The organism is Blastococcus sp. SYSU D00820, assembly GCF_054050695.1.
In genome coordinates this window covers 25,740-50,521 of sequence record NZ_JBJGZW010000014.1, presented here as the reverse complement: position 1 = coordinate 50,521, position 24,782 = coordinate 25,740, and the positions used below count along the sequence as shown (strand labels likewise).

Genomic DNA, 24,782 nt, shown 5'->3' with positions numbered 1-24,782 from the left:
GCTATCTCCGGACCCGCCCCCGCAGGGTCGACCGCCCCGGGGCGTCGCCGATCCACTCGTCGTCCTCGCGCGCGGTGACCTCGCCGCTGCCGGGCGCGACGACCGTCTCGTAGACGGCCAGGATGCGCCGGGCGAGCACCTGCCAGTCGTAACCGGCCGCGACCTCCGCCCCGACCGCCGACAGCTCGGCCCGGCGGGCCGGGTCGGCCAGCAGGTCGCCCAGCGCGGTGGCCAGCGCGCCGGCGTCCCCCCGCCGGACGAGGACGCCGGCCCGGCCGTCCTCCAGGACGGCGGCGAAGGCGTCGAGGTCGCTGGCGACGATCGGCGCGCCGGCGCTGAGCGCCTCGATGAGGATGACGCCGAAGCTCTCCCCGAGCAGGTTCGGGGCGCAGTAGACGTCGACCGAGCGCAGGAACGCCGCCTTGTCCGGCTCGGACAGCTCCCCGAGCAGGGTGACGTGCGGGCGCAGGTCGTCGCCGACCGCCACCGCGAGGTCGTCGGGGTCGCCGCGGCCGGCGATGAGCAGCCGGGCGCCGGGATGCCGCTGGACGACCGTGCGCATCGCCTCCAGCAGCACCGGCAGGCCCTTGCGCGGCTCGTCGTAGCGGCCGAGGAACCCGATCGTCGGGTCGCCCGACCCGCGCCGGTACCCCGGCAGCGAGGGGCCGGAGGAGAAGGCGGCCACGTGCACGCCGTTCGGGATGATCACCGCGTCGCCGCCGAGATGCTCGACCTGCACCCGCCGCGCGAAGTCCGACACCGCGATCCGGCCGCTGATCCGCTCCAGCCACGGCCGGATGACCGGCCCCCAGGCGGCCAGCCACTTCGACCGCACCGTGGCCGCGTGGAAGGTCGCCACGATCGGCCCCTTGGCGATCATCAGCACCAGCAGCCCGATGGACGGCGGCGCCGGGTCGTGCACGTGGACGACGTCGAAGTGGCCCTCCCGCAGCCAGCGCCGCACCCGCGCGGCCGACACCGGGCCGAACTGCACGCTGGCCATCGAGCCGTTGTAGGGGATCGGCACGGTGCGCCCGGCGAAGGTGACGTGCTCGGCCGGCAGCGACTCCTCGCGCTCGGCGGGGGTGAGCACCTCGACGTGGTGGCCCATCGCGCGCAGCGTCTCGGCGAGGTCGCGCACGTGGTACTGCACGCCTCCGGGGCGGTCCCACGGATACGGGCAGACCAGGCCGATGCGCATCAGGGCCGCTCCCCCGGCGCCGGGTCCGGCGGCACGTCCGGCCACAACCGGCCGAGCATGTGCCAGTCCTCGGGCTGCTCGGCGATCGTCGTGGCGAAGGCGTCGGCGACCCCCTGGGTCGCCGCGGCCACCCGGTCGCGCAGCCGGCCGGGGCCGCTGACCGGTACCTCCGGGTGCCACGTCAGCCGCCAGCCGTGCTCGGTGAACTGCCCGACCATGGGCATGAGGGCGCCGCCGGTCTGCGCGGCCAGCAGCGCCGGCCCGCCGGGCATCGTGGTCGGCCGGCCGGCGAAGGTGACCGGCACGCCGGTGCCACCGAGGTCGCGGTCGCACAGCAGGCAGACCGACCCGCCGTCGTCGAGCCACTCCTTGAGCACCGTGGACGACGCCCTCGGCCCGCCGGTGAGCGGCACGACCCGCATGCCCAGCGACTCCCGGAAGGCGACGAACCGCCGGTACAGGGACTCCGGCTTCAGCCGCTCGGCGACGGTCATGAAGTCGCGGCCCAGCCAGTCGATGAACCACACGGCCGCGGCGTCCCAGTTCCCGCTGTGCGGCAGGGCGGCGATGATCGGCCGGCCCTCGGCGCGGACCCGCTCCAGGTGCTCGACCCCGGGCGCCTCGGTCGCGGCCACGACCCGCTCGGTCGTGAGGCGGGGCAGCCGGAAGGCCTCCTGCCAGTAGCGGGCGTAGGAGCGCATGGCCCGGGCGGTCAGCGCGTCCAGCTCGGCGTCCGGCAGCCGGCCGCCGGTCACCACCCGCAGGTTGGCCCGCAGCTGGCGCACCCCCGGCCCGCCGCGGCCGGCCGCCCACCGGCCGGCGGCGTCGAAGGCCCCGCGGGCGACCGGCTCCGGGAGCAGCCTGACCGCGCCCCACCCGGCGGCGTAGCCCAGGTCGGTCAGCTGACCGGTGAGCCGGGTGCGCAGCCCGGCCCCCTCGACGGCGCCGCTCACGAGGCGGCCGGCAGCTTCTGGCCGCGCGCGCCGCGGTACACCGCGACCACCCGCTGCACCACCGTGACCGCGCTGCCCACGAGCAGCACCCACAGGCCGACGTCCACGGCGTAGGGGATGCCCAGGCCGGTGAGCCCGGTGCCGGTGAGCACGAGGATGAGCCGCTCGGTCCGCTCGACCACGCCGACGTCGCAGCGCAGCCCGACTCCCTCGGCGCGGGCCTTGATGTAGGAGGTGAGCACGCCGAGCACGAGGCAGACCAGGGCGACGAGGGCGAGCAGGCGGTCGTCGCCGTCCCCGGTGAACCACCACACCAGCGCGCCGAAGACGGCGGCGTCGGCCAGCCGGTCACCGGTGGAGTCGAGGACCGCGCCGAACAGCGAGCCGCCGCCCCGGGCCCGGGCCAGCGCGCCGTCGAGCATGTCGAGCAGCACGAAGACGGTGACGGTGAACGCGCCCCAGAACAGGTGGCCGGTGGCGATCAGGGCGACGGCGCCGACCACCGCACCCAGGGTGCCGGTGACCGTGACCGCGTCGGCGGTGACGCCGGCGCGGTCCAGCCGCGCCACGACCGGCGCCCAGAACCGGCCGACGGCCGACCGCGCGTTGACGCCGAGCACTCAGTCCTCCCGCGGGACGCCGGCGGCCGGCCAGGCCGCCGCCAGCAGCGCGCGGGTCTCGCGCAGCACCTGGGGCAGCACCCGGGTCAGCCCGATGACCGGCATGAAGTTGGTGTCCCCGCCCCACCGCGGAACGGCGTGCTGGTGCAGGTGGTCGGCGATGCCGGCACCGGCCACCGAGCCCTGGTTCATGCCGATGTTGAACCCGTGCGCGCCGGTCACCTGCCGCACCACCCGCATCGCCGTCTGGGTGAAAGCACCCAGCTCGGCGACCTCGTCGGCGGTCAGGTCGGTGTAGTCGGGCACGTGCCGGTACGGGACCACCATCAGGTGGCCGGCGTTGTACGGGTACAGGTTGAGGACGGCGAACACCGACCGCCCGCGGGCGACGACCAGGCCCTCCTCGTCGTCCATCTGCGGGATCAGGCAGAAGGGGCAGTCGTGCGCCCCCGTGGGCTTGCCCTCGCCGCGGATGTAGGCCATCCGGTAGGGCGTCCAGAGGTGCTCGAAGGCCGTGGTGGGCCCGCCGTCGCCGGCCGGCGCCGCGGCGTCGTCGCTGCTCATCCGGTCACCAGTCGCTCGCCGGTGGGGTCGACGTTGTGCCGCGCGGCCACCCAGTCGGCGATCGCGTCGACCGCGCGGTCCACCGGCACCCCGTTGTGCTGGCTGCCGTCCCGGAACCGGAAGGAGACCGCGCCGGCCTCGGCGTCGGTGGCGCCGGCGAGCAGCACGAAGGGCACCTTCTGCTTGCTGGCGGTGCGGATCTTCTTCTGCATGCGGTCGTCGGAGTCGTCGATCTCGACCCGGATGCCGCGCTGCCGCAGCCGCAGCGCGACGTCGGTGAGGTAGCCGACCTGCTCGTCGGTGATCGGGATGCCGACCACCTGCACCGGCGCCAGCCAGGCCGGGAAGGCGCCGGCGTAGTGCTCGGTGAGCACGCCGAAGAACCGCTCGATCGAGCCGAACTTGGCCGAGTGGATCATCACCGGCTGGGCGCGGCCGCCGTCGGGGGTCGTGTACTCCAGGCCGAACCCGGCGGGCTGGTTGAAATCGTACTGGATGGTGGACATCTGCCAGGTGCGGCCGATGGCGTCCCGGGCCTGGACGGAGATCTTCGGGCCGTAGAACGCCGCGCCGCCGGGGTCGGGCACGAGCTCCAGCCCGGTCTCGCGGGCGGCGTCCTCGAGCACGCGGGTGGCGACCTCCCACTGCTCGTCGGACCCGATGAACTTGTCCTGCTTGTCGGGGTCGTCGCCGCGGGTGGACAGCTCCAGGTAGTAGTCGTCGAGCCCGAAGTCGCGCAGCAGGCCGAGCACGAACGCCAGCAGGTGGCGGACCTCGCCGGGCGCCTGCTCGGGGGTGACGTAGCTGTGCGAGTCGTCCTGGGTCAGGCCGCGCACCCGGGTGAGGCCGTGGACGACGCCGGACTTCTCGTACCGGTACACGGTCCCGAACTCGAAGAAGCGCAGCGGCAGCTCGCGGTAGGACCGCCCGCGCGACCGGAAGATCAGGTTGTGCATCGGGCAGTTCATGGCCTTGAGGTAGTACTGCGCGTTGTCCAGCTCCATGGACGGGAACATGGTGTCCGCGTAGTACGGCAGGTGGCCGGACAGCTCGAAGACGTGCGCCTTGGTGATGTGCGGGGTGCCGACGTAGTCGAAGCCCTCCTCGATGTGCCGGCGGCGGACGTAGTCCTCCATCTCCCGCTTGACCACCCCGCCCTTGGGGTGGAACACGGCCAGGCCGGAGCCGATCTCGTCGGGGAAGCTGAACAGGTCGAGCTCGACACCCAGGCGCCGGTGGTCGCGCCGCTCGGCCTCGGCGAGGTGCTCCAGGTAGGCCTTGTGCGCCTCCTTGCTCTCCCAGGCGGTGCCGTAGACCCGCTGCAGCTGCGGGTTCTTCTCGCTGCCGCGCCAGTAGGCCGCGGCGCTGCGGGTGAGCGAGAAGGCCGGGATGGTGCTGGTGCGCGGCACGTGCGGGCCGCGGCACAGGTCGGTCCAGACCCGCTCGCCGGTGCGCGGGTCGAGGTTGTCGTACATGGTCAGCTGCGCCCCGCCGACCTCCACGTCGGCGCCTTCCGCCGCCTCGGCGGCACCGCCCTTGAGACCGATGAGCTCCAGCTTGTAGGGCTCGTGCGCCAGCTCGGCCTCGGCGTCGGCGTCGCTGATCTCCCGCCGGGAGAAGTGCTGCCCGGCGCGGACGATCTCGGTCATCCGCTTCTCGAGGGCCTGGAGGTCCTCGGGGGTGAAGGGCCGCTCGGGGTCGAAGTCGTAGTAGAAGCCGTTCTCCACCGGCGGGCCGATGCCCAGGCGGGTGCCCGGGAAGAGGTCCTGGACGGCCTGGGCCAGCACGTGCGCCGCGGAGTGCCGGATGACGGCCCGGCCGTCGGGGCTGGCGGCCGGCACCGGCTCGACCTCGGCGTCGGCGTCCGGGGTCCAGGCGAGGTCCCGGAGGTCGCCGGTCGACAGGTCGCGGACGACGACCGCGCCGTCGGGGCCCTTGAGCGGCACGCCGGCGTCCTTGAGCGCCTGCTGGGCCGTGGTCCCGGCCGGCACCTTGATCGGTGCGGAGGCGGCGGGGAGTGGCGCGGCAGACACGAGGGGCTCCAGGGGGTCGCGGGTCGCCCGGCCGGTCGGCCGGGACAGATAGGAGGTTAGTGCCCGCGCCGGGCCGGTCCGGCCGGAATACGCCGGACCCGCGTCAGGGCAGCAGCTCGACGCGGTCGCCGGGTCGCACCCGGCCGGGGGTGACCACCTCGGCGTAGACCCCGAGGCAGTGCTTCGGGGTGCGGGTGACGGTGAGCTCGACCTCACCGATCCGCACGGCGCGCCCCACCCAGCCGCGCTCGTCGGCGTCGCCGTCCAGCGCGAGCAGGAGGTTGGCGCGCGGGTCGTCGGCCGAGCAGCCCTCCGGGACCTCGCCGGCGGCCGCCCGGTCCAGCGCCGTCCGGCTGACCAGGTGGACGGCGGCAGCGTCGACCTGCGGCGCGTCGGTGTGCACCAGCCGCACCGGCCGGCCGAGCACCTCGGTGAGCGTGATGGTGTCGGCCTCGACGTCGCCGGTGGCGACCACCTGGGCCATGGCGGGGGTGCCCTTCACCGTGACCCGCTCGCCGGTCGTCGCGTCGACGACCGACCACGCGCGGTCCCCCACCAGCCCACCTGCCCCGACCCGGGCCTCGGCGACGGGATGCCCGCCCAGGCTCTTCACCGGGTGGACCGTCACCTGCAGCACCGCGCCGACCGGGGTCACGAGGCGAGGTTATGTCCGGGGGGCCGGCGCCGCAGCCGCCGCAGCTGGGCGTCGAGGTAGGGCCGGGCGCGGCGCTGGCCGCCCTCCCGGCCGATCGCCCGCTCCAGGGCGGTCAGGGCCCGCTGGAGCCGGGCGGCGTCCGGCGTCCAGCCGCGGCGGTCGCACTCCTCCAGCCAGTCGACCGGGGCGCGGTGGCCGCGCTCGGCGTTGCACCGGCCGCACGCGGCGACCTCGTTCTCCAGCCACGACGGGCCGCCCTTGACCCGGGGCACGACGTGCTCGGTGGTCGGCCGGAGCAGCCGGCCGAAGACCCGGCCGCACCAGATGCAGGTCGGCCCGTCCTGCTCCAGGACGGCGAGCAGCCGGTCGGCGCGGGCGAGCTGGGGCACTCCCCCATGGTCCGCCTCCGGGACACCGGCCGCCGGACCTGCGACGGTGGTCACCGATGAGATCCGGCCCGCGTGCCGGTCTCCCCATCGACATCGAACGGCCCGGCACCCGGGCCCCAGCTGCTGAGGAGATCCCCATGGGCGCCATCAAGGTCCACGAGTTCACCACCGTCGACGGGGTGGTCGACGCCCCGATGTGGACCATCGACTACGGCTTCCCGGACGACCTGGCCGAGTCCATCGGCGCGCTGACCGGCTCGTCGTCGGGCATCCTGCTCGGCCGGACGACGTTCGAGATGTTCGCCCCGGCCTGGTCGACCCGCACCGTCGAGGAGGACCCCGGCGCACCGTTCTTCAACGACACCACCAAGCACGTCGTCTCCTCGACGCTGACCGACGCCGAGAGCGTCTGGCGCAACTCGACGGCGATCGGCGGCTACGACGCCGACCGCATCCGCGCGCTCAAGGAGGCCGAGTCCGGCGACCTCTACGTCAGCGGCAGCGCGACCCTCGTGCGGGCGCTGATCGCCGACGGGCTGGTCGACGAGCTGCACCTGTACGTCTACCCGGTCGCCGTCGGCGAGGGGATCCGGCTGTTCCCCGAGGGGACGGCGAAGACCCCGCTGCGGCTGGTCGGCTGCGAGGCCCTGAGCAACGGGGTCGCCCACCTGACCTACGGGCCGGCCGCCGGCTGAGGCCGGACATGACGACGGCCCCGGCTCTGCAGAGCCGGGGCCGTCGTGGTGCGGTGGGCGATACTGGGTTCGAACCAGTGACCTCTTCGGTGTGAACGAAGCGCTCTACCACTGAGCCAATCGCCCGCTGTGCTTCTGAGTGTAGAGGGCCCTATCTCCAGAGCGGCACCCACCCCGGCACCCAGTCCGGGACGCCGGTGATGTGCAGGGTCACGACCAGGACGCCGTACACGAAGGCGGCGGTCGCCAGCGCGATCAGCGCCCGCACCCAGACCGGCTGGCGGCCCAGCCAGTCGGTCCACGCCTTGACGTGCTTCTTGGTGAACTCCAGCAGCCGCTCGGCCCAGAAGAACTCCGTGGCGAGCACGAAGAGGCCGGCGATGACGGTGAGCCAGCCGGGGCCGGGCAGCGGGATGGTGACCAGGCCGACGGCGACGATGAGCCCGCCGACGATGCCCACGCCCACGCGGTAGGCGTGGTCGACGGTGCGCCGCGCGGCCAGCCGGCGACGCCAGGACGTCTCCGCGATCCGCTCGCGGAGGCTGTGGAAGCCGTCCTGGGCGTACCGCTCACGCCGCTCCTGATCGGTCGGCCGATGGGGGCGCTCCTGCACCACGGCCACCGTCTCCTGCTCGCTCAGCTGGTCACCTGCCCGTTCGCGACCACCTCCGTCGGGGCCGACGGAGCCTGGCGACCGGGTTCGATGCTGATGGCGAAGCCACCGAAGTCGTCGAGCCCGGTCGACGCGGAGCCTACGGTCCGGAGGTCGATTTGTGACCGGACCACGTCGAAGGTGCCCAAGGGAACAGGGTCGTCGCCGCCCATCCCCCACACCACGTAGGTCGTCGACTCCCGGTCGTTGACCTCCAGGCCCTGGGTGATGACCTGCATCTGGGCGTCGCGGGCCACCACGGTGGCCACCTCGTGACCGTCGGCGTCGGCCACCGGGGCGATGGTCGCCGTCCCCGGCTGCAACAGCGAGTCGAGGATGTCGGCCTGCTCGGCGGCGGTGGCCGCGACCTCGTCGCGGGAGGTCGCCAGCAGCACGTTCCAGGTGCCCAGCCCGAGGATGGCGGCCACCGCGGCCGCGACCAGCGCGTTGGGCAGCACCCGCCGCCAGGCCGCCCGCGGCGGGGTGGGCACGGGGACCGGCGAGCGGTACGCGGGGAACCCGGTGGCCGGCCGGTCCGAGCGACGACGCCCACCCGGCGGGGCCGGGGGCGCCGGCTCGGCGTCGGGGCCGGCGTCGAAGGCGTCGTCGGGCAGGTCCAGCGGCGACGACGGCCGCACCACCTGCTCGGTCTCCTCGACCGCCGCGCGCAGCCGGTCCCGCAGACCCTCGCCCGGTTCGGCCGGCGGCAGGTCCCCGGCCAGCGCGCGCATGACCTCGGTGGTCTCCGCGACGGTCCGCGCGCAGCGGGGGCAGCCGGGCAGGTGGGCGGCGAAGACGTCCTCGTCCTCGGGCTCCAGGCTGTGCAGCGCCCAGCCGACGGCGAGCTCGTCGAAGCGCTCGTGGTCCTCGCGGGTCACCGGTTCGTCCCGTCGACCGCGGCGGGGCCGCCGAGGGCGCCGCCGAGCGAGGCCCCGGCGACCGCGCCGAGCTCCTCCTTGAGCCGGCGCATGCCCGCCAGCATGCGCGTCTTCACCGTGCCGAGCGGGGCGCGGGTGAGCGCGGCGACCTCCCGCTGGGTGTAGCCGCCGTAGTACGCCAGGGTCAGCGCCTCGCGCTGGGCGGCGGGCAGGCCGCTCAGCGCGGCGCGCACCTGCTGGGACACCACGCGGTCCCACGCGTCGTCCTCGACGTCGGCGGTGGCCGTCGGGGCGGACAGGACCGCGTCCTCCTCGGCGCGGGTCTGCCGCCGGCGGTGGGACTCCTCGCGGCGCACCGCGTCGACGGCCTTGTGGTGCACCAGCGCCAGCAGCCAGGAGGCGAAGCTGCCGCGCGCGGGGTCGTAGGCGCCCGGGTCCCGCCACACGCTGAGGAAGACGTCCTGCAGCACGTCCTCCGCGAGGGTGTCGTCGGCCAGCACCCGCCGGGCCAGCGCGAACGCCGGCCGCCGGAACCGCTCGTACAGGTCGTCGACCGCGGACCGCTCGCCCGCACGGATGCGGAGCACGAGGTCGGCGTCCCCCGGCTCTCCCCCGGATCGGCGTGCCGGTCGACTCACGGCTCCCATCGTCACACGTCGCGTTCGTGCCGGACACGTCTGCCGGTTCGACGGCCGCCGCCGGGCACGGACCGTGGCGACACGCCCGGGTGGATGCACCGCGAAACCTCTCCGCGCTCCGGTCGTTCTCCGGTCATGGCGAGCCGCTCCACCCCCGGGTACTCCTGCTCCGCGACCCTCCACCTCGTGGGCCCGCAGTCGTGGACGGAGGTCCCCGCGCTGCTGAGCTACGAGGTGGCCGACCCCTACGCCGTGCGGATCAGCTTCGGCGAGGGCGGCGAGCCCGCCGAGGAGGGCATCAGCTGGCTGGTCGGCCGCGAGCTGCTGTCGGCCGGGCTCGACCGGCCCGCCGGCGAGGGTGACGTACGTCTCTGGCCGGCCCGGACCACCGGCGACGTGCTCTTCCTGCACCTGCGGGCGCCCTCCGGGGAGGCGCTGTTCGAGGTCTCGCGGACGACGGTGGCCACCTTCCTGCGTCACACCGAGGACCTCGTTCCCGCAGGTCAGGAGGCCGACGTGTTGTCCGTGGACGACGAGTTGGCCGCCCTGCTCTCGGGTGGCGGCGCCGACCCGTCGGGCCGCTAGACCCCCCGGGGGACCCCCCTGACGACCCCCTCCGGACGTCAGGTAATGTTCTCCCTGCAACGCGGACGTGGCTCAGTTGGTAGAGCATCACCTTGCCAAGGTGAGGGTCGCGGGTTCGAATCCCGTCGTCCGCTCGGAACCTCGGGCGTTGGTCGCGAGACCAGCGCCCGTGTGTGCGGTGGAGTGGCCGAGAGGCGAGGCAACGGCCTGCAAAGCCGTCTACACGGGTTCAAATCCCGTCTCCACCTCGTCTCCTCGTGAGAACGGTGGAACGGCCGGCCGTCAGGCCGGTCCAGGGCGATTGGCTCAGTGGTAGAGCGCTACCTTGACACGGTAGAGGTCACTGGTTCGAACCCAGTATCGCCCACCACGACGACAGGGCCCCGGCTGATGCAGCCGGGGCCCTTCGCATGCGCCCCCGCCGGCGCGGGCAGCTCAGGAGCCGACCACGGGCGCGACGTGCTCGGCCCAGAACCTGTCGACCTGCCCCGCGAGGTCCTCCGGGGTGCCGCGGTTGTCGAGCACGACGTCGGCGACCGCGCGGCGCTGCTCGTCGGTGGCCTGCACGGCGATCCGCGCGCGGGCGTCCTCGGCGGTCAGCCCGCGCTGCACCAGCCGCGCCACGCGGGTCTCCAGGTCGGCCTCCACGACCAGCACCAGGTCGTAGGAGCCCGCCTGGCCGCTCTCTACGAGCAGCGGGACGTCCTGCACCACCACGGCGTCCTCGGGCGCCTCGGCGACCAGCGCGCGGGCCCGCTCGCGCACCAGCGGGTGGACGATGCCGTCCAGCCGGGCCCGCGCCTCCGGATCGGCGAAGACGACGGCCGCCAGCGCCGGCCGGTCCAGCGCGCCGTCCCCGGTGAGGATGCCGTCGCCGAACGCCTCGACGACCGCGGCGAGCCCGGGCGTGCCCGGCGCGACGACCTCCCGGGCGATGAGGTCGGCGTCGACGATCCGCGCACCCCGTTCGGCGAGCAGCCTCGACACCGTGCTCTTGCCCGACCCGATCCCACCCGTCAACCCGATGCGCAGCACGCACGGACAGTAGCCACCGCGCGTGCGACGGTCACGGACAGGTAACACGCGCCCGTCCTGTCCGGCGCGTCGCACCAGTCACACCCGTCACGGCTCATAACGTCCGCCTCGGCGATCACCCCCCGCCGAGGAAGGCAGAACCCCATGTCCCGCACCACGCCCGCCGCTGTCCCGACGTCCGCCGGCCGCCGCGCCGCCGGACGGCACCGGATCGACCGCCCCACCGGCGTGCGCTGCTCGGACCTGCCCGAGGTGCAGGCCCGCCTGGCCGAGCGCGCCGGCGGAGCACGGCCGCGCAGCGCCTTCCTGCGCTGGCTGACCGCGGGCACCCCGAGCGGCCGGCACACCTGGTCGTTCCTCGCCGGCTCCGGCGGGCGCCCGCGCACGGCCTTCGCCATCATCCTCAGCCTGTAACCGCCACTGCCGCCCTTCGCGCGCGAAGGGCGGGGCACCCCTCGCCATTCGCGCGCGAAGGGCGGAGCACCCCTCGCCATTCGCGCGCGATTGGCGGCGCCCCGGTACGAGCGCTCCCGGGCTGTCGGCACGCGGACACGACGAAGGCCCGGAACCGATCCGGTTCCGGGCCTCCGTCGTCAGTGCTCGGGCGATGCCTGCCCCGGGGTCTCCCCCGGGATCGGCGTCACTCCCCGCCGGCGAGCTTCGCGCGCAGCGCGGCGAGCGCCTCGTCGCTGGCCAGCGTGCCACCGGTGGCCGCCGGGCCCTCGACGTCCGCACCGGAGGAGTAGTTCCCCCCGGCAGCAGCCTCGGCGTCGGCCTCCTTGGCCGCGGCGATCTGCTTGCGGTGCGCCTCGTAGCGGGCCTGGGCCTCGGCGTACTGCCGCTCCCAGGTCTCCCGGGCCTCCTCGTAGCCCTCGAGCCACTCGCCGGTCTCCGGGTCGAAGCCCTCGGGGTAGATGTAGTTGCCCTGCTCGTCGTAGGACGCGGCCATGCCGTAGGCGGCGGGGTCGAACTGGTCGTCCTCGCCCACGACGCCCTCGTTGGCCTGCTTGAGCGACAGCGAGATCCGGCGGCGGTCCAGGTCGATGTCGATGACCTTGACCAGGATCTCGTCGCCGACCTGCACGACCTGCTCCGGGATCTCCACGTGGCGCTCGGCCAGCTCGGAGATGTGGACCAGACCCTCGATGCCCTCGTCCACGCGGACGAACGCACCGAAGGGCACCAGCTTGGTGACCTTGCCGGGGACGACCTGCCCGATCTGGTGGGTCCGGGCGAACTGACGCCACGGGTCCTCCTGGGTCGCCTTCAGCGACAGGGAGACGCGCTCGCGGTCCAGGTCGACGTCGAGGACCTCGACGGTGACCTCCTGGCCCACCTCGACGACCTCGGACGGGTGGTCGATGTGCTTCCAGGACAGCTCGGAGACGTGCACCAGACCGTCGACGCCGCCGAGGTCGACGAACGCACCGAAGTTGACGATCGAGGAGACGACGCCGGTGCGGACCTGGCCCTTGGCGAGCTTGTTGAGGAACTCGCTGCGGACCTCGGACTGCGTCTGCTCCAGCCACTGCCGGCGGGACAGGACGACGTTGTTGCGGTTCTTGTCGAGCTCGATGATCTTGGCCTCGAGCTCACGGCCCACGTAGGGCTGGAGGTCGCGGACGCGGCGCATCTCGACCAGCGAGGCGGGGAGGAACCCGCGCAGGCCGATGTCGAGGATCAGACCGCCCTTGACGACCTCGATGACGGTGCCGGTGACGACCTCGTCGGCTTCCTTCTTCGCCTCGATCGTGCCCCAGGCGCGCTCGTACTGGGCGCGCTTCTTGGACAGGATCAGGCGGCCTTCCTTGTCCTCCTTCTGGAGGACCAGGGCTTCCACCTCGTCGCCGACCTTGACGACCTCGTTGGGGTCGACGTCGTGCTTGATGGAGAGCTCACGCGAGGGGATGACGCCCTCGGTCTTGTAGCCGATGTCCAGCAGCACCTCGTCCCGGTCGACCTTGACGATCACGCCTTCGACGATGTCGCCGTCGTTGAAGTACTTGATGGTCTGGTCGATCGCGGCGAGGAAGTCCTCGGCGGTGCCGATGTCGTTCACCGCGACCTGCGGGGTGCTGGAAGGACGGACCTGGGTGGAGGTCATGTGGTCGAGTGCTCCGGACGGGGGATGCGTAGGGACAGGACGACCCGCGGCCGGGGTGACCGCGGGGAGCGGGGAGAGCCGGCGCGCGCCGATCCCCGACGGGGACAGCACTGACAGACCTCTGGCGCACTCTCCATGGTACGGAGCCCGGCGGGGGTCGGTCCACCTGGGTGCGGGGACCGCGGCGCCCCTCCCGGCGTGTCACGATCGGCGTGTCATGACGATGCCGCCGGCCGTACCCCGTCCCTCCCTGCCGCTGGGCCCGGACGGCTATCCCGCGGCCGGCGGCGTCGCCCGGCGGCCGGCCGGTCCGGCCGAGTCGGTGCGGGCCAACCGCGGCTGGTGGGACGCCGCCGCGCCGGCCTACCTCGCCGAGCACGGCGAGGACCTCGGCGACGCGGACTTCCTCTGGTGCCCGGAGGGGCTGCGCGAGGCCGACGCCCACCTGCTCGGGGACGTCGCGGGGCGGCGGGTGCTCGAGGTGGGCTGCGGCTCGGCGCCCTGCGCCCGCTGGCTGCGGCAGGCCGGTGCCGACGTCGTGGCCCTCGACCTCTCCGCCGGGATGCTCGCCCGGGCCGCCGAGCTGGGCCGCACCACGGGGATCGGCGTGCCCCTGCTCCAGGCCGACGTCGGCGCACTCCCCCTGGCCGACGCGTCGTTCGACCTCGCCTGCTCGGCGTTCGGCGGGCTGCCTTTCGTCACCGACGTGGAGGGCGCCCTCACCGAGGTGGCCCGGGTCCTGCGTCCGGGCGGCCGGTTCGTCGCCTCGGTGAACCACCCGATGCGCTGGCCGCTGCCGGACTCCCCCGATCCCGCCGACCTGCGCGTGACGTCGTCCTACTTCGACCGCACGCCCTACGTCGAGACCGACGACGAGGGCCGCACCGTCTACGTCGAGCACCACCGGACCGTCGGCGACTGGGTGCGCGCCGTCGTCGGTGCCGGGCTGGTGCTCGACGACCTCGTCGAGCCGGAGTGGACGCCCGGCCGCACCCAGACCTGGGGGCAGTGGTCCCCGGCCCGCGGTGCGCTCGTGCCCGGCACCCTCATCCTGGTCTGCCACCGCCCCTGACCCTCGACCTCACGTCGAGGGTCAGGGACGGAGAGCTCAGTGGGCGGCGGCGTCCCAGCTCGCGCCGAACCCGACCGAGACCTCCAGCGGCACCGACAGCTGCGCCGCCCCGGCCATCTCGCGGCGCACCAGGGCCTCCAGCGCCTCCCGCTCCCCCGGCGCGACCTCGAGCACGAGCTCGTCGTGCACCTGCAGCAGCATCCGCGAGCGCAACCCCTCCGCGGCGATCGCCTTCTCGACGTTCAGCATCGCGACCTTGATGACGTCGGCGGCCGAACCCTGGATGGGGGCGTTGAGCGCCATCCGCTCGGCCATCTCGCGGCGCTGCCGGTTGTCGCTGGTCAGGTCCGGCAGGTAGCGGCGCCGGCCGAGGGTGGTCTCGGTGTAGCCGGTGAGCCGGGCCTCCTCCACCACGGTGTCGAGGTAGTCCCGGATCCCGCCGAAGCGCTCGAAGTACGCGTGCATCTGCCCGCGCGCCTCCTCCGGCGTGATCTTCAGCTGCTGGGACAGCCCGTAGGCGCTCAGCCCGTAGGCCAGCCCGTAGCTCATCGCCTTGATCCGCCGGCGCATCTCCGGGTCGACCTGCTCGATCGGGATGTCGAAGGCCTTGGACGCGACGAACGAGTGGAGGTCCTCCCCGGACATGAAGGCCTCGATCAGGCCCTCGTCGCCGGACAGGTGGGCCATGATCCGCATCTCGATCTGGCTGTAGTCGGCGGTCATCAGCGACTCGTAGCCGGAGCCGACCACGAACGCCTGCCGGATCCGGCGACCCTCGGCGGTGCGGATCGGGATGTTCTGCAGGTTCGGATCGGTCGACGACAGCCGCCCGGTGGCGGCGATCGTCTGCTGGAACGTGGTGTGGATCCGCCCGCCGTCGTCGACCATCGGGATCAGCCCGTCGATGACCGTGCGCAGGCGGGTGACGTCGCGGTGCCGGAGCAGGTGCTCCATGAACGGGTGGCCGGTCTGCTCGAACAGCCAGGTCAGCGCGTCGGCGTCGGTGGTGTAGCCGGTCTTGTTCTTCTTCGTCTTCGGCAGGCCGAGCTCGTCGAAGATGACCGCCTGCAGCTGCTTGGGCGAGCCGAGGTTCACCTCCCGGCCGATGACCGCGTAGCACTCGGCCGCGGCTGCGGCCACGCCCTCGGCGAACTCCCGCTGCAGCTCGCGCAGGTAGTCGATGTCGGCCGCGATGCCGCGGTACTCCATGGCCGCGAGCACGCGGGTCAGCGGCAGCTCGATCTCGCCGAGCAGGTGGTCCCCGCCGCGCTGTCCGAGGACCGTCTCGAGCGCGTCGGAGAGGTCGTTGACCGCCACCGCCTTGAGGACGTCGGCGTGCGCGGCCTCGGCGGCGAGGTCGGCCTCGGTCGGGCCGAGCCCGTCGAGGGTGAGCTGCCCCTCCGGCGCCGCGGCGTCCTTGAGCTCCCGCTTGAGGTAGCGCACCGCGAGGTCGCCGAGGTCGAACGAGCGCTGACCCGGCAGCGCGAGGTAGGCCGCGAGCGCGGTGTCGCTGACGACGCCCTGCAGCTCCCAGCCCCGCGTCCAGACGGCCAGGTAGGGGCCCTTCACCTCGTGCACGACCTTCTGCGTCGAGGGGTCGGCCAGCCAGGCGGCCAGGGCCTGCTCGTCGGCGACGTCCATGTCCGGGCCGACGTCGACGAACGTGGCGTGGTCGTTCGCGGCCGCCAGCGCGATGCCGGTCAGCTCGCCGACGCCGCGTCCCCACGTGCCCCGGAAGATCAGCCCCGTGCGCCCGGTGCGGGCGTGCGCCTCCAGCCAGGCGCCCAGCTCGCCGGGCGCGACGTCGTCCTCGGCCACGTCGAAGCCGCCCTCGACCTCGGGCTCGGCGCTGGTGAGCGTGGCGAACAGCCGGTCGCGCAGCACCCGGAACTGCAGGTTGTCGAAGAGGGTGTGCACCTCGTTGCGGTCCCACGGCTGGACGGCGAGGTCGGTCGGGCCCAGGGGCAGCGGCACCGCACGGTCCAGCTCGGTGAGCCGCCGGTTCTGCAGCACCGAGGACAGGTGCTCGCGCAGCTTGTCGCCGACCTTGCCCTTCACCGTGTCGACCTGGTCGACCAGCGCGTCCAGCGACCCGTACTCGCGGACCCACTTGGCGGCGGTCTTCTCGCCCACGCTGGGGATGCTCGGCAGGTTGTCGCTGGGGTCGCCGCGCAGCGCGGCGAAGTCGGGGTACTGGGCCGGGCTCAGCCCGTACTTGGCCTCGACCTCCTCCGGCGTGAAGCGGGTCAGGTCGCTGACGCCCTTGCGCGGGTAGAGCACGGTGACGTGCTCGTTGACCAGCTGCAGGGCGTCGCGGTCGCCGGTGCAGATCAGCACGTCCATGCCGGCCTCGACGGCCTGCACGGTGAGCGTGGCGATGACGTCGTCGGCCTCGTAGCCCTCGGCGGTGAGCACCGGCACGTGCAGCGCGGCCAGCACCTCCTGGATGAGGCTCACCTGCCCGCGGAAATCGGTCGGGCTCTCGGACCGGTTGGCCTTGTACTCGGCGTAGATCTCGCTGCGGAAGGTCTTGCGGCCGACGTCGAAGGCCACCGCGAGGTGGGTGGGCTGCTCGTCGCGCAGGACGTTGATCAGCATCGACGTGAAGCCGTAGACCGCGTTGGTGGGCTGGCCCGTGGTCGTGGAGAAGTTCTCCACGGGCAGGGCGAAGAAGGCGCGGTAGGCCAGCGAGTGCCCGTCGAGGAGCAACAGGCGGGGACGGGCCCCCGGCGCGGAGGCGGACACGGCGGGCGCGGGGGTACTGACCGGAGCGGACATCGCCGCGATCCTAATGACAGGACCCCGCTGCTCCCGCCCCTCGCGCGCCCGGGGCGGGCCCCTGCAGCGGGGCCTCGTGTCGTTACCGTGCGACACCGTGACCACCGCACCGCCCGCCTGGATGCCGACCGGGACCGTCAGCCCGCTGGACGACAAGCTCGGCATCCGGATCACCGACTTCGACCCCGACCGGCTCGTGGCGACGATGCCGGTGGCCGGCAACGAGCAGCCCTACGGCCTCCTGCACGGCGGGGCGACCTGCTCGCTGGTCGAGTCGATCGGCTCCTGGGCCGCGGCGATCCACGCGGGGCCCGAGCGCAAGGTGGTCGGCGTGGAGCTCAACGTCAGCTACGTGCGGGCGGCGAGCACCGGCGTCGTCACCGCCGTCTGCACCCCGGTCCGGCGCGGCCGGTCGCTGGCCACCTTCCTCATCGAGGTGACCGACGACCGGGGCCGGCTGACCGCCAGCGCCCGCCTCACCTGCATGGTCCTGGGCGGCTGAGCCGGCTCAGGCCTCCAGCGCGGTCGGCGCGACCACCGCGGGCAGGCTCCGCAGCGGGGGCCGGCGGCGCGCCGCCACCCGCCGGAGCGACGGCACCGGCACGCCGCCGCGCTGCCAGACGGCCAGCGCCCTGCTGAGGTTCTCGCGGGGCACGATCCGCCGGGTGGTCAGCGGGGCGAAGCCCATGCGGGCGAAGAACCGCTGCCGCTCGGCCTCGTGCCCGCCGACGGCGGCCACGACGTGGTCGGCCCCGGTCTCCGTGGCGTAGCCGGCCGCCGCCGCGAGGAGCGCCGCGCCGGCGCCGCGCCGGCGGTGCTCCCGGTGGACGACGAGGTTGTCCACCGTCACCTGCGGCACGCCCAGCACCGCCGACAGGGGGTCCACCCCCAGGACGGCCAGGCCGACGACCTGCTCGCCGTCGGTGCGCCCCACCGACGCCGCCGGTCCCGCCAGCACCGCCAGGACGACGCGGTGGCCCGGATCGGCCAGCAGCCGGCGGAAGCCCGCCGCCGCCGCGGCGCCGGGGGTCTGCCCGGTGAGCACCCCCTCGGCGTGGGCCTCGGCGCGGTGCTGACGCACCAGCGACAGCACCGCGGACAGGTCGTCGGGACGCGCGACGCGCGTCGTGATGCGGGACCGCGAACCGGATCCGGACACCCGAGGCCTCCCCTGGACGGTGAGCGGAGAGTGCCCGGCCGCGAGAGCGTGATCACGGCGGCGCGCCGACCCTGGGAACCGTGTGACGCCTGGGGCGGATCGCGGAAAGGTCACAGCTCGGGCGCGACTCAATCGCGCGGCAACACGCCTGGGTTACCGTCCACCCTCCACATGACGCTTGGAGGTTGCGTGACCCACGCGCCCACCCGCGGGGACGGGCCTGCCGCAGCAGCGCAGCGGACGGCGCCGCCCCGGTCCCCCGGCCGGCGGCGCGCCGCCCGCCTGCGGCGTCCCGTCGTCCTCCTGCTCCTGGCCACCGCGCTGTCGGGGCTGTTCGCCCTCGTGCTGCCCGGCACGGCGTCCGCCGCCGCTGACGAGCAGCAGTTCACCGGCACCCTCCAGACCAGCCGCAGCGGCCCGATCCCCGACGTCACCGTCACCGTCACCGCCGCCGGCGGGGACGAGGTCGGCGACGACACCACCGGCGACGACGGCCGGTGGGCGGTCACGGTCCCCGGCCCGGGTGAGTACACGGTGTCGATCGACGCCGGCGACCTCCCCGACGGCGTGCAACTGGGCGGCGCCGGCGACAGCCTCACGGTGACGATGCGCCCCGACCGGGCCCAGCAGACGGTCAACTTCGGGCTCTCCGACGGCACCACCGGCGCCGGGGCAGGCGGTTCCAAGGCGATCCAGCTGCTCATCGACGGCCTGCGGTTCGGCCTGATCATCGCCATGTGCGCCGTCGGCCTCTCGCTGATCTTCGGCACCACGGGGCTCACCAACTTCGCGCACAGCGAGCTGGTCACCATCGGCGCGGTCATCGCCTGGGCGGTCAACGTCGGCCTCGGGGTGCCGCTGATCCCCGCCACGCTGATCGCCGTCGTCTGCGGCGCCGCCGTCGGAGCGCTCAACGAATGGGGCATCTGGCGGCCGCTGCGCCGCCGGGGCACCGGCCTGGTCGCCGCCCTGGTCGTCTCGATCGGCCTGTCCCTGGCGCTGCGCTACCTGATCCAGGTGATCTTCGGCGGTCGGGCCCGGCCCTACGCCGACTACCGCGACCAGCGGGCCCGCGACTACGGCTTCTTCACCCTGACCGACCGCGCGCTGTGGTCGATCGTCATCTCCGTCGTCGTCCTGATCCTGGTCGCCGTCATGCTGCAGCGCACCAAGATCGGCAAGGCGATGCGGGCGGTCGCGGACAACCGCGACCTGGCGGCGTCCTCCGGCATCAACGTCAACCGCGTCATCCTCGTGGTCTGGATGATGGGCGGGGCGCTGGCCACCCTCGGGGGTGTGCTGCTCGGCCTCTCCGACCAGGTGCAGTGGGACATGGGCTTCCGCCTGCTGCTGCTCATGTTCGCCGGCGTCACCCTCGGCGGATTGGGTACCGCCTACGGCGCACTGGTCGGCAGCCTCATCGTCGGCGTCTTCGTGCAGATGTCGACGCTGGTCATCCCCAGCGACATCAAGTACGTCGGAGGGCTGTTGCTCTTGATCGTCATCCTCGTGATCCGACCCCAGGGCATCCTGGGCAGCCGGGCCCGGATCGGCTGAGCGATGTCCGATCTCCTCGACGCCCTCACCCTCGGCCTGCAGAACGCGTTCAACTCGCAGGCGATCTTCTTCATCCTGCTGGCCATCGGCCTGAACGTGCACTTCGGCTACGTCGGGCTGCTCAACTTCGGCCAGATCGCCTACGCCTCGCTGGGCGCCTTCGGCGTCGCCATCTCGGTGACCACCTGGGGCCTCCCGCTGTGGGTCGGCGTGCTCATCGGCCTGGCGGCCTCCGTGGTGCTCGCGCTGCTGCTGGGCCTCCCGACCCTGCGGCTGCGCGCGGACTACCTCGCCATCGTCACCATCGCCGCGGCCGAGATCCTCCGGCTGGTCCTCCGCTCGGTCGGCGCCACCCCGGTCACCGGCGGCTCCCGCGGCCTGCAGGGCTTCACCGGCGGCTTCGCCGACCTCCAGCCGTGGCCCAACGGCACGTACCGCTTCCTCGGCATGAACTGGAGCGGTTACGAGCTGTGGGTCAGCCTCGTCGGCTGGATCCTCGTGGCCCTGCTCAGCCTGTTGGTCTGGGGGCTCGTCCGCAGCCCCTGGGGCCGGGTGCTCAAGGCGATCCGGGAGGACGAGGACGCCGTCCGCGCGCTGGGCAAGAACGTCTACGCGTTCAAGATGCAGGCCCTCATCCTCGGCGGCCTGATCGGCTGCGTCGGGGGCATCATCTTCGGGCTGAGCCTGGCCTCGATCAACCCGGACAACTTCAACAACGGCAACACGTTCCTGGCCTACACGGCCCTGATCCTCGGCGGCGCCGCGCGCACCTGGGGCCCGATCGTCGGCGGGATGATCCTGCTGTTCCTCGTGCAGTTCGCCGACACCGGTCTCCGGGCACTGATCAGCAACGGGGTCATCCCCGAGACCCTGCTGAGCACCACCGACGTGGCCGGCCTGCGCTTCGTCATCATCGGCGTGGGCCTGATGGCGCTGCTGGTCTTCCGCCCCCAGGGGCTGTTCGGCGATCGACGAGAGGTGATGATCGATGCCCGCTGACCCGCAGCTGCCCGCCGGGGCGCACGCGGCGTCTGCCGACGCTCCGGCGGCCGGCGGGTCACCGCGGCGGCTGGCCCAGGCGGCCCTGCGCGACGTCGCCTGGGAGGTCGGCGTCGCCAAGCCCGATCCCGCCATCGTCGTCGACGGCGTGACCCGCACCTTCGGCGGCCTGACCGCGGTCGCGGTCGACCATCTGGAGATCCAGCGCGGCGGGATCACCGGCCTGATCGGCCCCAACGGCGCCGGCAAGACGACGCTGTTCAACCTGCTCACCGGGTTCGACCGTCCCGACACCGGCACGTGGGCCTTCGACGGCCGCCCGCTGGGCAAGCTGGCGCCGCACCAGGTGGCCCGGCTCGGTGTCGTCCGGACCTTCCAGCTCACCAAGGCGCTGTCGCGGCTCACCGTGCTGCAGAACATGCTGCTCGGCGCACAGGACCAGCGCGGCGAGAGCATGCTCCAGGCACTGCTGCCCGGCCGCTGGCGCGCCCAGGAGACGGCCAACACCGAGCGCGCCCTGGAGCTGCTCACCCGGTTCAAGCTGATCGCCAAGAAGGACGACTTCGCCGGCACCCTCTCCGGTGGCCAGCGCAAGCTCCTGGAGATGGCGCGGGCGCTGATGAGCGACCCGAAGGTGGTCATGCTCGACGAGCCGATGGCCGGGGTGAACCCCGCCCTGACGCAGAGCCTGCTCGGCCACGTCAAGGACCTCCGCGAGGAGGGGATGACGGTCATCTTCGTCGAGCACGACATGGACGTCGTCCGCGACATCAGCGACTGGGTGGTCGTCATGGCCGCCGGCAAGGTGATCGCCGAGGGCCCGCCCGAGTCGATCTCGCAGAACCAGGCGGTGGTCGACGCCTACCTCGGGGCGCACCACGACGCCCCGCTGACCATCGACGAGGAGGACCGCGTGCTGGCCGAGGCCGAGGAGCGGATCGCCCGCGAGGAGGGCACCGCCGGCGAGGTCCTCGACAGCGACAACGGCCGAGGGAGCGGGAACCGATGAGCGAGCCCCTGTTCGACGTCGACGAGTCCGGCGAGGACGTCACCCGGGCCGACGAGGCCGCCACCGGGTCCGGCGAGATCTCCCCCGCCGAGAAGGCCGCGACCCGCGAGGAGCACCAGCGCCTGGCCGAGGGCGCGCTCGTGCGCGCCGACGACCTGGTCGCCGGCTACCTGCCCGGCGTCAACATCCTCCGCGGCTGCGACTTCTACCTGCAGGAAGGCGAGCTGGTCGGCATCATCGGCCCCAACGGCGCCGGCAAGTCGACCCTGCTCAAGACGCTGTTCGGGCTCATCCCGGTGCGGTCGGGCAGCGTCACGCTGCGCGGGGAGGACATCACCTCCGCCCCGGCGCACCGGCTGGTGTCCCTCGGCGTCGGCTACGTGCCGCAGAACAACAACGTGTTCCCCTCGCTCACGCTCGAGGAGAACATGCAGATGGGCGTCTACCTGCGGTCCAAGACGTTCCGGGAGCGGTTCGACTACGTCATCGACCTCTTCCCGCTGCTGGGTGAGCGGCGCAAGGCCAAGGCCGGCACGCTCTCCGGCGGTGAGCGGCAGATGGTCGCCATGGGCCGGGCGCTGATGATGGACCCGTCGGTGCTGCTGCTCGACGAGCCGTCGGCGGGTCTGTCGCCCGCCTACCAGGACGAGGTGTTCATCCGCTGCCGGCGGATCAACGCCACCGGCGTCTCGATCATCATGGTCGAGCAGAACGCCCGCCGCTGCCTGCAGATCTGCGACCGCGGCTACGTGCTCGACCAGGGCCGCAACGCCTACACCGACACCGGTGAGTCGCTCATGCACGACCCCAAGGTCATCGAGCTCTACCTGGGCACCCTCGCCAAGGCGCACTGAGCCCAGCACCGTCCCCGACGAACGGCGCCGGCCCCCGAGGGGCCGGCGCCGTTCGTCGTCCGGGGGGACCGCGGCGCGCGCTCCCGCTCCCCCATCCGGCCCCGGACGTGCCAGTGGCCCGGCACCACGGGGTGCCGGGCCACTGGTGGGTGTGCTGTCAGGTCACCGGGCCGGGCCGATGCCCTGCTCGTTCATCGCCGCGATGATCTTGCCCGACTCGTCGAAGCCGATGACGACGATGGCGTCGGGGTTGAAGTCGACCATCTGACCGACGACGTCGCTGTAGTCCGACGCGGTCGGGTCGTAGTCGACCCGCAGGATGGCGTCCTCGCTCAGACCGGAGGCCTGCAGGTTCTCGATGACCTGCCCGGCCAGGCCGGTGCCGTACTCGCTGTTCTGCACGAGCAGGCCGACCGAGGTGTTGCCGTCCTGGTTGATGACGTCGGCGAGCACCTGGCCCTGGAAGAGGTCCGGCGGCGCGGTGCGGAAGTACAGGCCGCGGTCCTCGTACGTGGTGAACGCGTCCGAGGTGTTGGCCGGGGAGAACATGACCACACCAGCGGCGGTGATGGTGTCGACGACCGCCTTGCTGACGTCGGACGACGCCGCACCGATGATCACGCTGACGTTCTGCGACAGCAGCGTCTGGGTGCTGGCCACGGCGACGGCGGTGTTGGCCGCCTCGCCGGAGTCGGTGCCCACGACGGCCGGGATCGGCTGGCCGAGGACGCCACCCGCGGCGTTGATGTCGTTGACCGCCAGCTGGACGCCGGCGACCTCCGGCGGGCCGAGGTAGGCGAGGCTGCCGGTCAGCGGGAGCAGGGTGCCGACGACGAACGGGCCGGTGCCGGTGCCGAAGGGCGCGGGAGCCGGGCCCTCGTCGGAGGCGGCGTTCTCCTCCTCGCCGACGACGATGTACTCGGTGAGGCTGTCGTCGAGCTGGTTGTCCGGGCCGAAGGCCAGGATGCCGAAGCTCGCGACCGCCGGCTCACCGGGGTCGGAGAAGGCCAACGGGCCGGTCACGCCGTCGTAGTCCGGGTTGCCGCCGGCCTCGATGATCGCGATGCAGCCGGCGAAGTCGGTGCACTTCTCGCCACCGAAGGTGACGCCGTTGACGTAGGGGGCCCACACCGTGGCGTCGGCGCTCTGCGCCATCGCCGCGGCCAGGGCGCTGATGACGACGGCGTCGTAGGACTCGCCCGCGTAGTTGTAGTCCTGCAGGTTGGGGTCGACGGCCAGGAGCTTGTCCTTGAAGTCCTGCGACAGGTCCGTCAGCGGGGTCGTGCCCTTCAGGCCCTCGAGCGCGCCCTCCTGGTCGAACTGCTCACCCAGGGCGTTACCGACGTTGCCGTCGGTGCCGTAGACGTTGACCTGCTTCTGCTCGCCGCCGCCGCCGCCCGAGCCCGAGCCGCTGCCACCCTCGTCGTCGCCGCCGCTGCTGCAGGCGGCGAGGACGACGAGTGCAGCGCTCGAGAGGGCGATGCCGCGGGCCTTGGTGCCGGTGCGCATCAAGTGTCTCCCAGTCGTCGTGCGTCGTTCCGCGGACCACCACGAGATGCCGTGGGATCCGATGAGAGGCAGAAGGTAACTGCTGCATCCACAGGCAGAACGGGAGCGGCCATGACCGTGATGAGGTCGTGACCTCGGGTGTTCCGGGTGTGTTACGCCATCCGCGGAGCGTGACGGGGGTCTCTCCGGCCGAGCAGGAGCCGTCTCGGCAGGTCAGGCCTGGTCAGCCGTGGGAGCGCTGTCCTGGGCGAGGATCCGGTCGGCCAGCGCCTTCATCGAGGTGCGCTCGTTCATCGCCGTCCGCTGGATCCAGCGGAAGGCCTCGGCCTCGGTCATCCCCTGGTCGGTCATCAGCCGGCCCTTCGCCTTCTCGATGACCTTGCGGGCCTCCAGCCGGTCCTCCAGCGTGCGCACCTCGCTGTCCAGCGCGGACATCTCGGCGAAGCGGGCGCGGGCCACCTCGATCGCGGGCACCAGGTCGTTCTTGGAGAACGGCTTGACCAGGTAGGCCATCGCGCCGGCGTCGCGGGCCCGCTCGACCAGCTCCCGCTGGCTGAAGGCGGTCAGCACGATCACCGGCGCCACACGGGCCCCGGCGATCTGCTCGGCCGCCGACAGGCCGTCGAGGACGGGCATCTGGATGTCGAGGATGACGAGGTCGGGCGCGAGCTCACGGGCGCGGTCGACGGCCTGCTGGCCGTCGCCGACCTCCGCGACGACGACGTACCCCTCCTCCTCGAGCATCTCCTTGAGGTCGAGGCGGATGAGCGCCTCGTCCTCGGCGATGAGCACGCGGGTGGGCTGGCTGGTCACGGCACGACCCTATCGATGCGGGGGCCTCCC

At 73.1% G+C, this 24,782-nt stretch carries 25 protein-coding genes and 4 tRNA genes; 12 read left to right on the top strand and 17 right to left on the bottom strand.

Annotated features, from left to right (window positions below):
- Window position 1: 1 nt before the first annotated feature.
- The 7 genes from ACI79R_RS15290 to ACI79R_RS15260 form a co-directional block, all read right to left on the bottom strand.
- Window positions 2-1,201: a glycosyltransferase family 4 protein gene (locus ACI79R_RS15290; RefSeq protein WP_456574496.1), complete on the bottom strand. Its 1,200-nt coding sequence runs from the start codon at window positions 1,199-1,201 to the stop codon at window positions 2-4.
- Window positions 1,201-2,154 carry a phosphatidylinositol mannoside acyltransferase gene (locus ACI79R_RS15285; protein ID WP_456574495.1) on the bottom strand — a complete coding sequence of 318 codons (954 nt, stop codon included), beginning with the start codon at window positions 2,152-2,154 and terminating at the stop codon, window positions 1,201-1,203. The genes ACI79R_RS15290 and ACI79R_RS15285 overlap by 1 nt, the downstream gene beginning before the upstream one ends.
- Entirely contained in the window at window positions 2,151-2,774 is a 624-nt protein-coding gene (gene pgsA / locus ACI79R_RS15280) for a phosphatidylinositol phosphate synthase (RefSeq protein WP_456574494.1), read from the bottom strand. Before pgsA ends, ACI79R_RS15285 begins: the two co-directional genes overlap by 4 nt.
- Complete coding sequence (locus tag ACI79R_RS15275; RefSeq protein WP_456574493.1) at window positions 2,775-3,338, bottom strand: HIT family protein; 564 nt, start codon at window positions 3,336-3,338, stop codon at window positions 2,775-2,777.
- Window positions 3,335-5,371 carry a threonine--tRNA ligase gene (gene thrS / locus ACI79R_RS15270; RefSeq protein ID WP_456574492.1) on the bottom strand — a complete coding sequence of 679 codons (2,037 nt, stop codon included), beginning with the start codon at window positions 5,369-5,371 and terminating at the stop codon, window positions 3,335-3,337. Before thrS ends, ACI79R_RS15275 begins: the two co-directional genes overlap by 4 nt.
- 103 nt (window positions 5,372-5,474) lie before the next feature.
- Window positions 5,475-6,026 carry an MOSC N-terminal beta barrel domain-containing protein gene (locus ACI79R_RS15265; protein WP_456574491.1) on the bottom strand — a complete coding sequence of 184 codons (552 nt, stop codon included), beginning with the start codon at window positions 6,024-6,026 and terminating at the stop codon, window positions 5,475-5,477.
- A complete protein-coding gene (locus tag ACI79R_RS15260) occupies window positions 6,023-6,415 on the bottom strand; it encodes an HNH endonuclease (RefSeq protein WP_456574490.1) in 393 nt (130 codons plus the stop codon). The genes ACI79R_RS15265 and ACI79R_RS15260 overlap by 4 nt, the downstream gene beginning before the upstream one ends.
- Window positions 6,416-6,552: 137 nt before the next feature.
- On the opposite strand from ACI79R_RS15260, the gene ACI79R_RS15255 reads away from it, so the two are divergent.
- A complete protein-coding gene (locus ACI79R_RS15255; RefSeq protein ID WP_456574489.1) occupies window positions 6,553-7,110 on the top strand; it encodes a dihydrofolate reductase family protein in 558 nt (185 codons plus the stop codon).
- A 54-nt stretch (window positions 7,111-7,164) separates the two neighbouring features.
- Here the strand turns inward: ACI79R_RS15255 and ACI79R_RS15250 are convergent.
- The 4 genes from ACI79R_RS15250 to ACI79R_RS15235 form a co-directional block, all read right to left on the bottom strand.
- A tRNA-Val gene (locus ACI79R_RS15250) sits at window positions 7,165-7,236 on the bottom strand.
- Between the two features lie 25 nt (window positions 7,237-7,261).
- Complete coding sequence (locus tag ACI79R_RS15245; protein ID WP_456574488.1) at window positions 7,262-7,732, bottom strand: TIGR02611 family protein; 471 nt, start codon at window positions 7,730-7,732, stop codon at window positions 7,262-7,264.
- 14 nt (window positions 7,733-7,746) lie between these two features.
- Window positions 7,747-8,640 carry an anti-sigma factor domain-containing protein gene (locus ACI79R_RS15240; RefSeq protein WP_456574487.1) on the bottom strand — a complete coding sequence of 298 codons (894 nt, stop codon included), beginning with the start codon at window positions 8,638-8,640 and terminating at the stop codon, window positions 7,747-7,749.
- A complete protein-coding gene (locus ACI79R_RS15235) occupies window positions 8,637-9,287 on the bottom strand; it encodes a sigma-70 family RNA polymerase sigma factor (RefSeq protein ID WP_456574486.1) in 651 nt (216 codons plus the stop codon). The genes ACI79R_RS15240 and ACI79R_RS15235 overlap by 4 nt, the downstream gene beginning before the upstream one ends.
- A 177-nt stretch (window positions 9,288-9,464) precedes the next feature.
- On the opposite strand from ACI79R_RS15235, the gene ACI79R_RS15230 reads away from it, so the two are divergent.
- The 4 genes from ACI79R_RS15230 to ACI79R_RS15215 all read left to right on the top strand — a co-directional run bounded on the left by ACI79R_RS15230 (window position 9,465) and on the right by ACI79R_RS15215 (window position 10,233).
- Window positions 9,465-9,863, top strand: a complete 399-nt coding sequence (locus ACI79R_RS15230; protein ID WP_456574485.1) for an SsgA family sporulation/cell division regulator — start codon at window positions 9,465-9,467, stop codon at window positions 9,861-9,863.
- Window positions 9,864-9,924: 61 nt separating this feature from the next.
- Window positions 9,925-9,997 (top strand) — tRNA-Gly (locus ACI79R_RS15225).
- A 43-nt stretch (window positions 9,998-10,040) separates the two neighbouring features.
- A tRNA-Cys gene (locus tag ACI79R_RS15220) sits at window positions 10,041-10,111 on the top strand.
- A 47-nt stretch (window positions 10,112-10,158) separates the two neighbouring features.
- Window positions 10,159-10,233, top strand: a tRNA-Val gene (locus ACI79R_RS15215).
- 65 nt (window positions 10,234-10,298) lie between these two features.
- Here the strand turns inward: ACI79R_RS15215 and coaE are convergent.
- The gene (coaE, locus tag ACI79R_RS15210; RefSeq protein ID WP_456574484.1) at window positions 10,299-10,898 is read right to left on the bottom strand and encodes a dephospho-CoA kinase; all 600 of its coding nucleotides are present in this window, start codon (window positions 10,896-10,898) and stop codon (window positions 10,299-10,301) included.
- 144 nt (window positions 10,899-11,042) lie between these two features.
- On the opposite strand from coaE, the gene ACI79R_RS15205 reads away from it, so the two are divergent.
- Window positions 11,043-11,312, top strand: a complete 270-nt coding sequence (locus ACI79R_RS15205) for a hypothetical protein (protein ID WP_456574483.1) — start codon at window positions 11,043-11,045, stop codon at window positions 11,310-11,312.
- 226 nt (window positions 11,313-11,538) lie between these two features.
- Here the strand turns inward: ACI79R_RS15205 and rpsA are convergent, their stop codons facing one another.
- The gene (gene rpsA, locus ACI79R_RS15200; RefSeq protein WP_456574482.1) at window positions 11,539-13,002 is read right to left on the bottom strand and encodes a 30S ribosomal protein S1; all 1,464 of its coding nucleotides are present in this window, start codon (window positions 13,000-13,002) and stop codon (window positions 11,539-11,541) included.
- A gap of 217 nt (window positions 13,003-13,219) precedes the next feature.
- On the opposite strand from rpsA, the gene ACI79R_RS15195 reads away from it, so the two are divergent.
- Window positions 13,220-14,074, top strand: a complete 855-nt coding sequence (locus ACI79R_RS15195) for a class I SAM-dependent methyltransferase (RefSeq protein ID WP_456574481.1) — start codon at window positions 13,220-13,222, stop codon at window positions 14,072-14,074.
- 36 nt (window positions 14,075-14,110) lie between these two features.
- Here the strand turns inward: ACI79R_RS15195 and polA are convergent, their stop codons facing one another.
- Window positions 14,111-16,852, bottom strand: coding sequence for a DNA polymerase I (gene polA / locus ACI79R_RS15190; protein WP_456574480.1), 2,742 nt, complete (start codon window positions 16,850-16,852; stop codon window positions 14,111-14,113).
- 97 nt (window positions 16,853-16,949) lie between these two features.
- Between polA and ACI79R_RS15185 the strand changes: the two genes are divergently transcribed.
- Window positions 16,950-17,354: a PaaI family thioesterase gene (locus tag ACI79R_RS15185; RefSeq protein ID WP_456574479.1), complete on the top strand. Its 405-nt coding sequence runs from the start codon at window positions 16,950-16,952 to the stop codon at window positions 17,352-17,354.
- Window positions 17,355-17,360: 6 nt separating this feature from the next.
- On the opposite strand, the gene ACI79R_RS15180 is transcribed toward ACI79R_RS15185, so the two are convergent.
- Window positions 17,361-18,011: a GNAT family N-acetyltransferase gene (locus tag ACI79R_RS15180; protein ID WP_456574478.1), complete on the bottom strand. Its 651-nt coding sequence runs from the start codon at window positions 18,009-18,011 to the stop codon at window positions 17,361-17,363.
- Window positions 18,012-18,200: 189 nt separating this feature from the next.
- Here ACI79R_RS15180 and ACI79R_RS15175 point away from each other — a divergent pair, with 189 nt between their 5' ends.
- From ACI79R_RS15175 to ACI79R_RS15160, 4 genes are read left to right on the top strand one after another with little or no spacing between them, the layout of a single operon-like run.
- On the top strand, window positions 18,201-19,568 hold the full coding sequence (locus ACI79R_RS15175) for a branched-chain amino acid ABC transporter permease (protein WP_456574477.1): 1,368 nt from the start codon (window positions 18,201-18,203) through the stop codon (window positions 19,566-19,568).
- A gap of 3 nt (window positions 19,569-19,571) precedes the next feature.
- The gene (locus ACI79R_RS15170) at window positions 19,572-20,567 is read left to right on the top strand and encodes a branched-chain amino acid ABC transporter permease (protein WP_456574476.1); all 996 of its coding nucleotides are present in this window, start codon (window positions 19,572-19,574) and stop codon (window positions 20,565-20,567) included.
- Window positions 20,557-21,576 carry an ABC transporter ATP-binding protein gene (locus ACI79R_RS15165; protein WP_456574475.1) on the top strand — a complete coding sequence of 340 codons (1,020 nt, stop codon included), beginning with the start codon at window positions 20,557-20,559 and terminating at the stop codon, window positions 21,574-21,576. Before ACI79R_RS15170 ends, ACI79R_RS15165 begins: the two co-directional genes overlap by 11 nt.
- A complete protein-coding gene (locus ACI79R_RS15160) occupies window positions 21,573-22,430 on the top strand; it encodes an ABC transporter ATP-binding protein (RefSeq protein ID WP_456574474.1) in 858 nt (285 codons plus the stop codon). The genes ACI79R_RS15165 and ACI79R_RS15160 overlap by 4 nt, the downstream gene beginning before the upstream one ends.
- 162 nt (window positions 22,431-22,592) lie before the next feature.
- Here ACI79R_RS15160 and ACI79R_RS15155 read toward each other — a convergent pair whose 3' ends face one another.
- Both ACI79R_RS15155 and ACI79R_RS15150 read right to left on the bottom strand, forming a co-directional pair.
- A complete protein-coding gene (locus ACI79R_RS15155; RefSeq protein WP_456574473.1) occupies window positions 22,593-23,939 on the bottom strand; it encodes an ABC transporter substrate-binding protein in 1,347 nt (448 codons plus the stop codon).
- A 213-nt stretch (window positions 23,940-24,152) separates the two neighbouring features.
- On the bottom strand, window positions 24,153-24,752 hold the full coding sequence (locus tag ACI79R_RS15150; protein WP_456574472.1) for an ANTAR domain-containing response regulator: 600 nt from the start codon (window positions 24,750-24,752) through the stop codon (window positions 24,153-24,155).
- Window positions 24,753-24,782: the final 30 nt, after the last annotated feature.

Coding starts and splice junctions, on each gene's coding strand:
- ACI79R_RS15290 (WP_456574496.1), bottom strand. CDS start 1,201: ATGCGCATCGGCCTGGTCTGCCCGTATCCGTGGGACCGCCCCGGAGGC.
- ACI79R_RS15275 (WP_456574493.1), bottom strand. CDS start 3,338: ATGAGCAGCGACGACGCCGCGGCGCCGGCCGGCGACGGCGGGCCCACC.
- ACI79R_RS15255 (WP_456574489.1), top strand. CDS start 6,553: ATGGGCGCCATCAAGGTCCACGAGTTCACCACCGTCGACGGGGTGGTC.
- ACI79R_RS15235 (WP_456574486.1), bottom strand. CDS start 9,287: ATGGGAGCCGTGAGTCGACCGGCACGCCGATCCGGGGGAGAGCCGGGG.
- ACI79R_RS15205 (WP_456574483.1), top strand. CDS start 11,043: ATGTCCCGCACCACGCCCGCCGCTGTCCCGACGTCCGCCGGCCGCCGC.
- rpsA (WP_456574482.1), bottom strand. CDS start 13,002: ATGACCTCCACCCAGGTCCGTCCTTCCAGCACCCCGCAGGTCGCGGTG.
- ACI79R_RS15195 (WP_456574481.1), top strand. CDS start 13,220: ATGACGATGCCGCCGGCCGTACCCCGTCCCTCCCTGCCGCTGGGCCCG.
- polA (WP_456574480.1), bottom strand. CDS start 16,852: ATGTCCGCTCCGGTCAGTACCCCCGCGCCCGCCGTGTCCGCCTCCGCG.
- ACI79R_RS15170 (WP_456574476.1), top strand. CDS start 19,572: ATGTCCGATCTCCTCGACGCCCTCACCCTCGGCCTGCAGAACGCGTTC.
- ACI79R_RS15165 (WP_456574475.1), top strand. CDS start 20,557: ATGCCCGCTGACCCGCAGCTGCCCGCCGGGGCGCACGCGGCGTCTGCC.
- ACI79R_RS15160 (WP_456574474.1), top strand. CDS start 21,573: ATGAGCGAGCCCCTGTTCGACGTCGACGAGTCCGGCGAGGACGTCACC.
- ACI79R_RS15155 (WP_456574473.1), bottom strand. CDS start 23,939: ATGCGCACCGGCACCAAGGCCCGCGGCATCGCCCTCTCGAGCGCTGCA.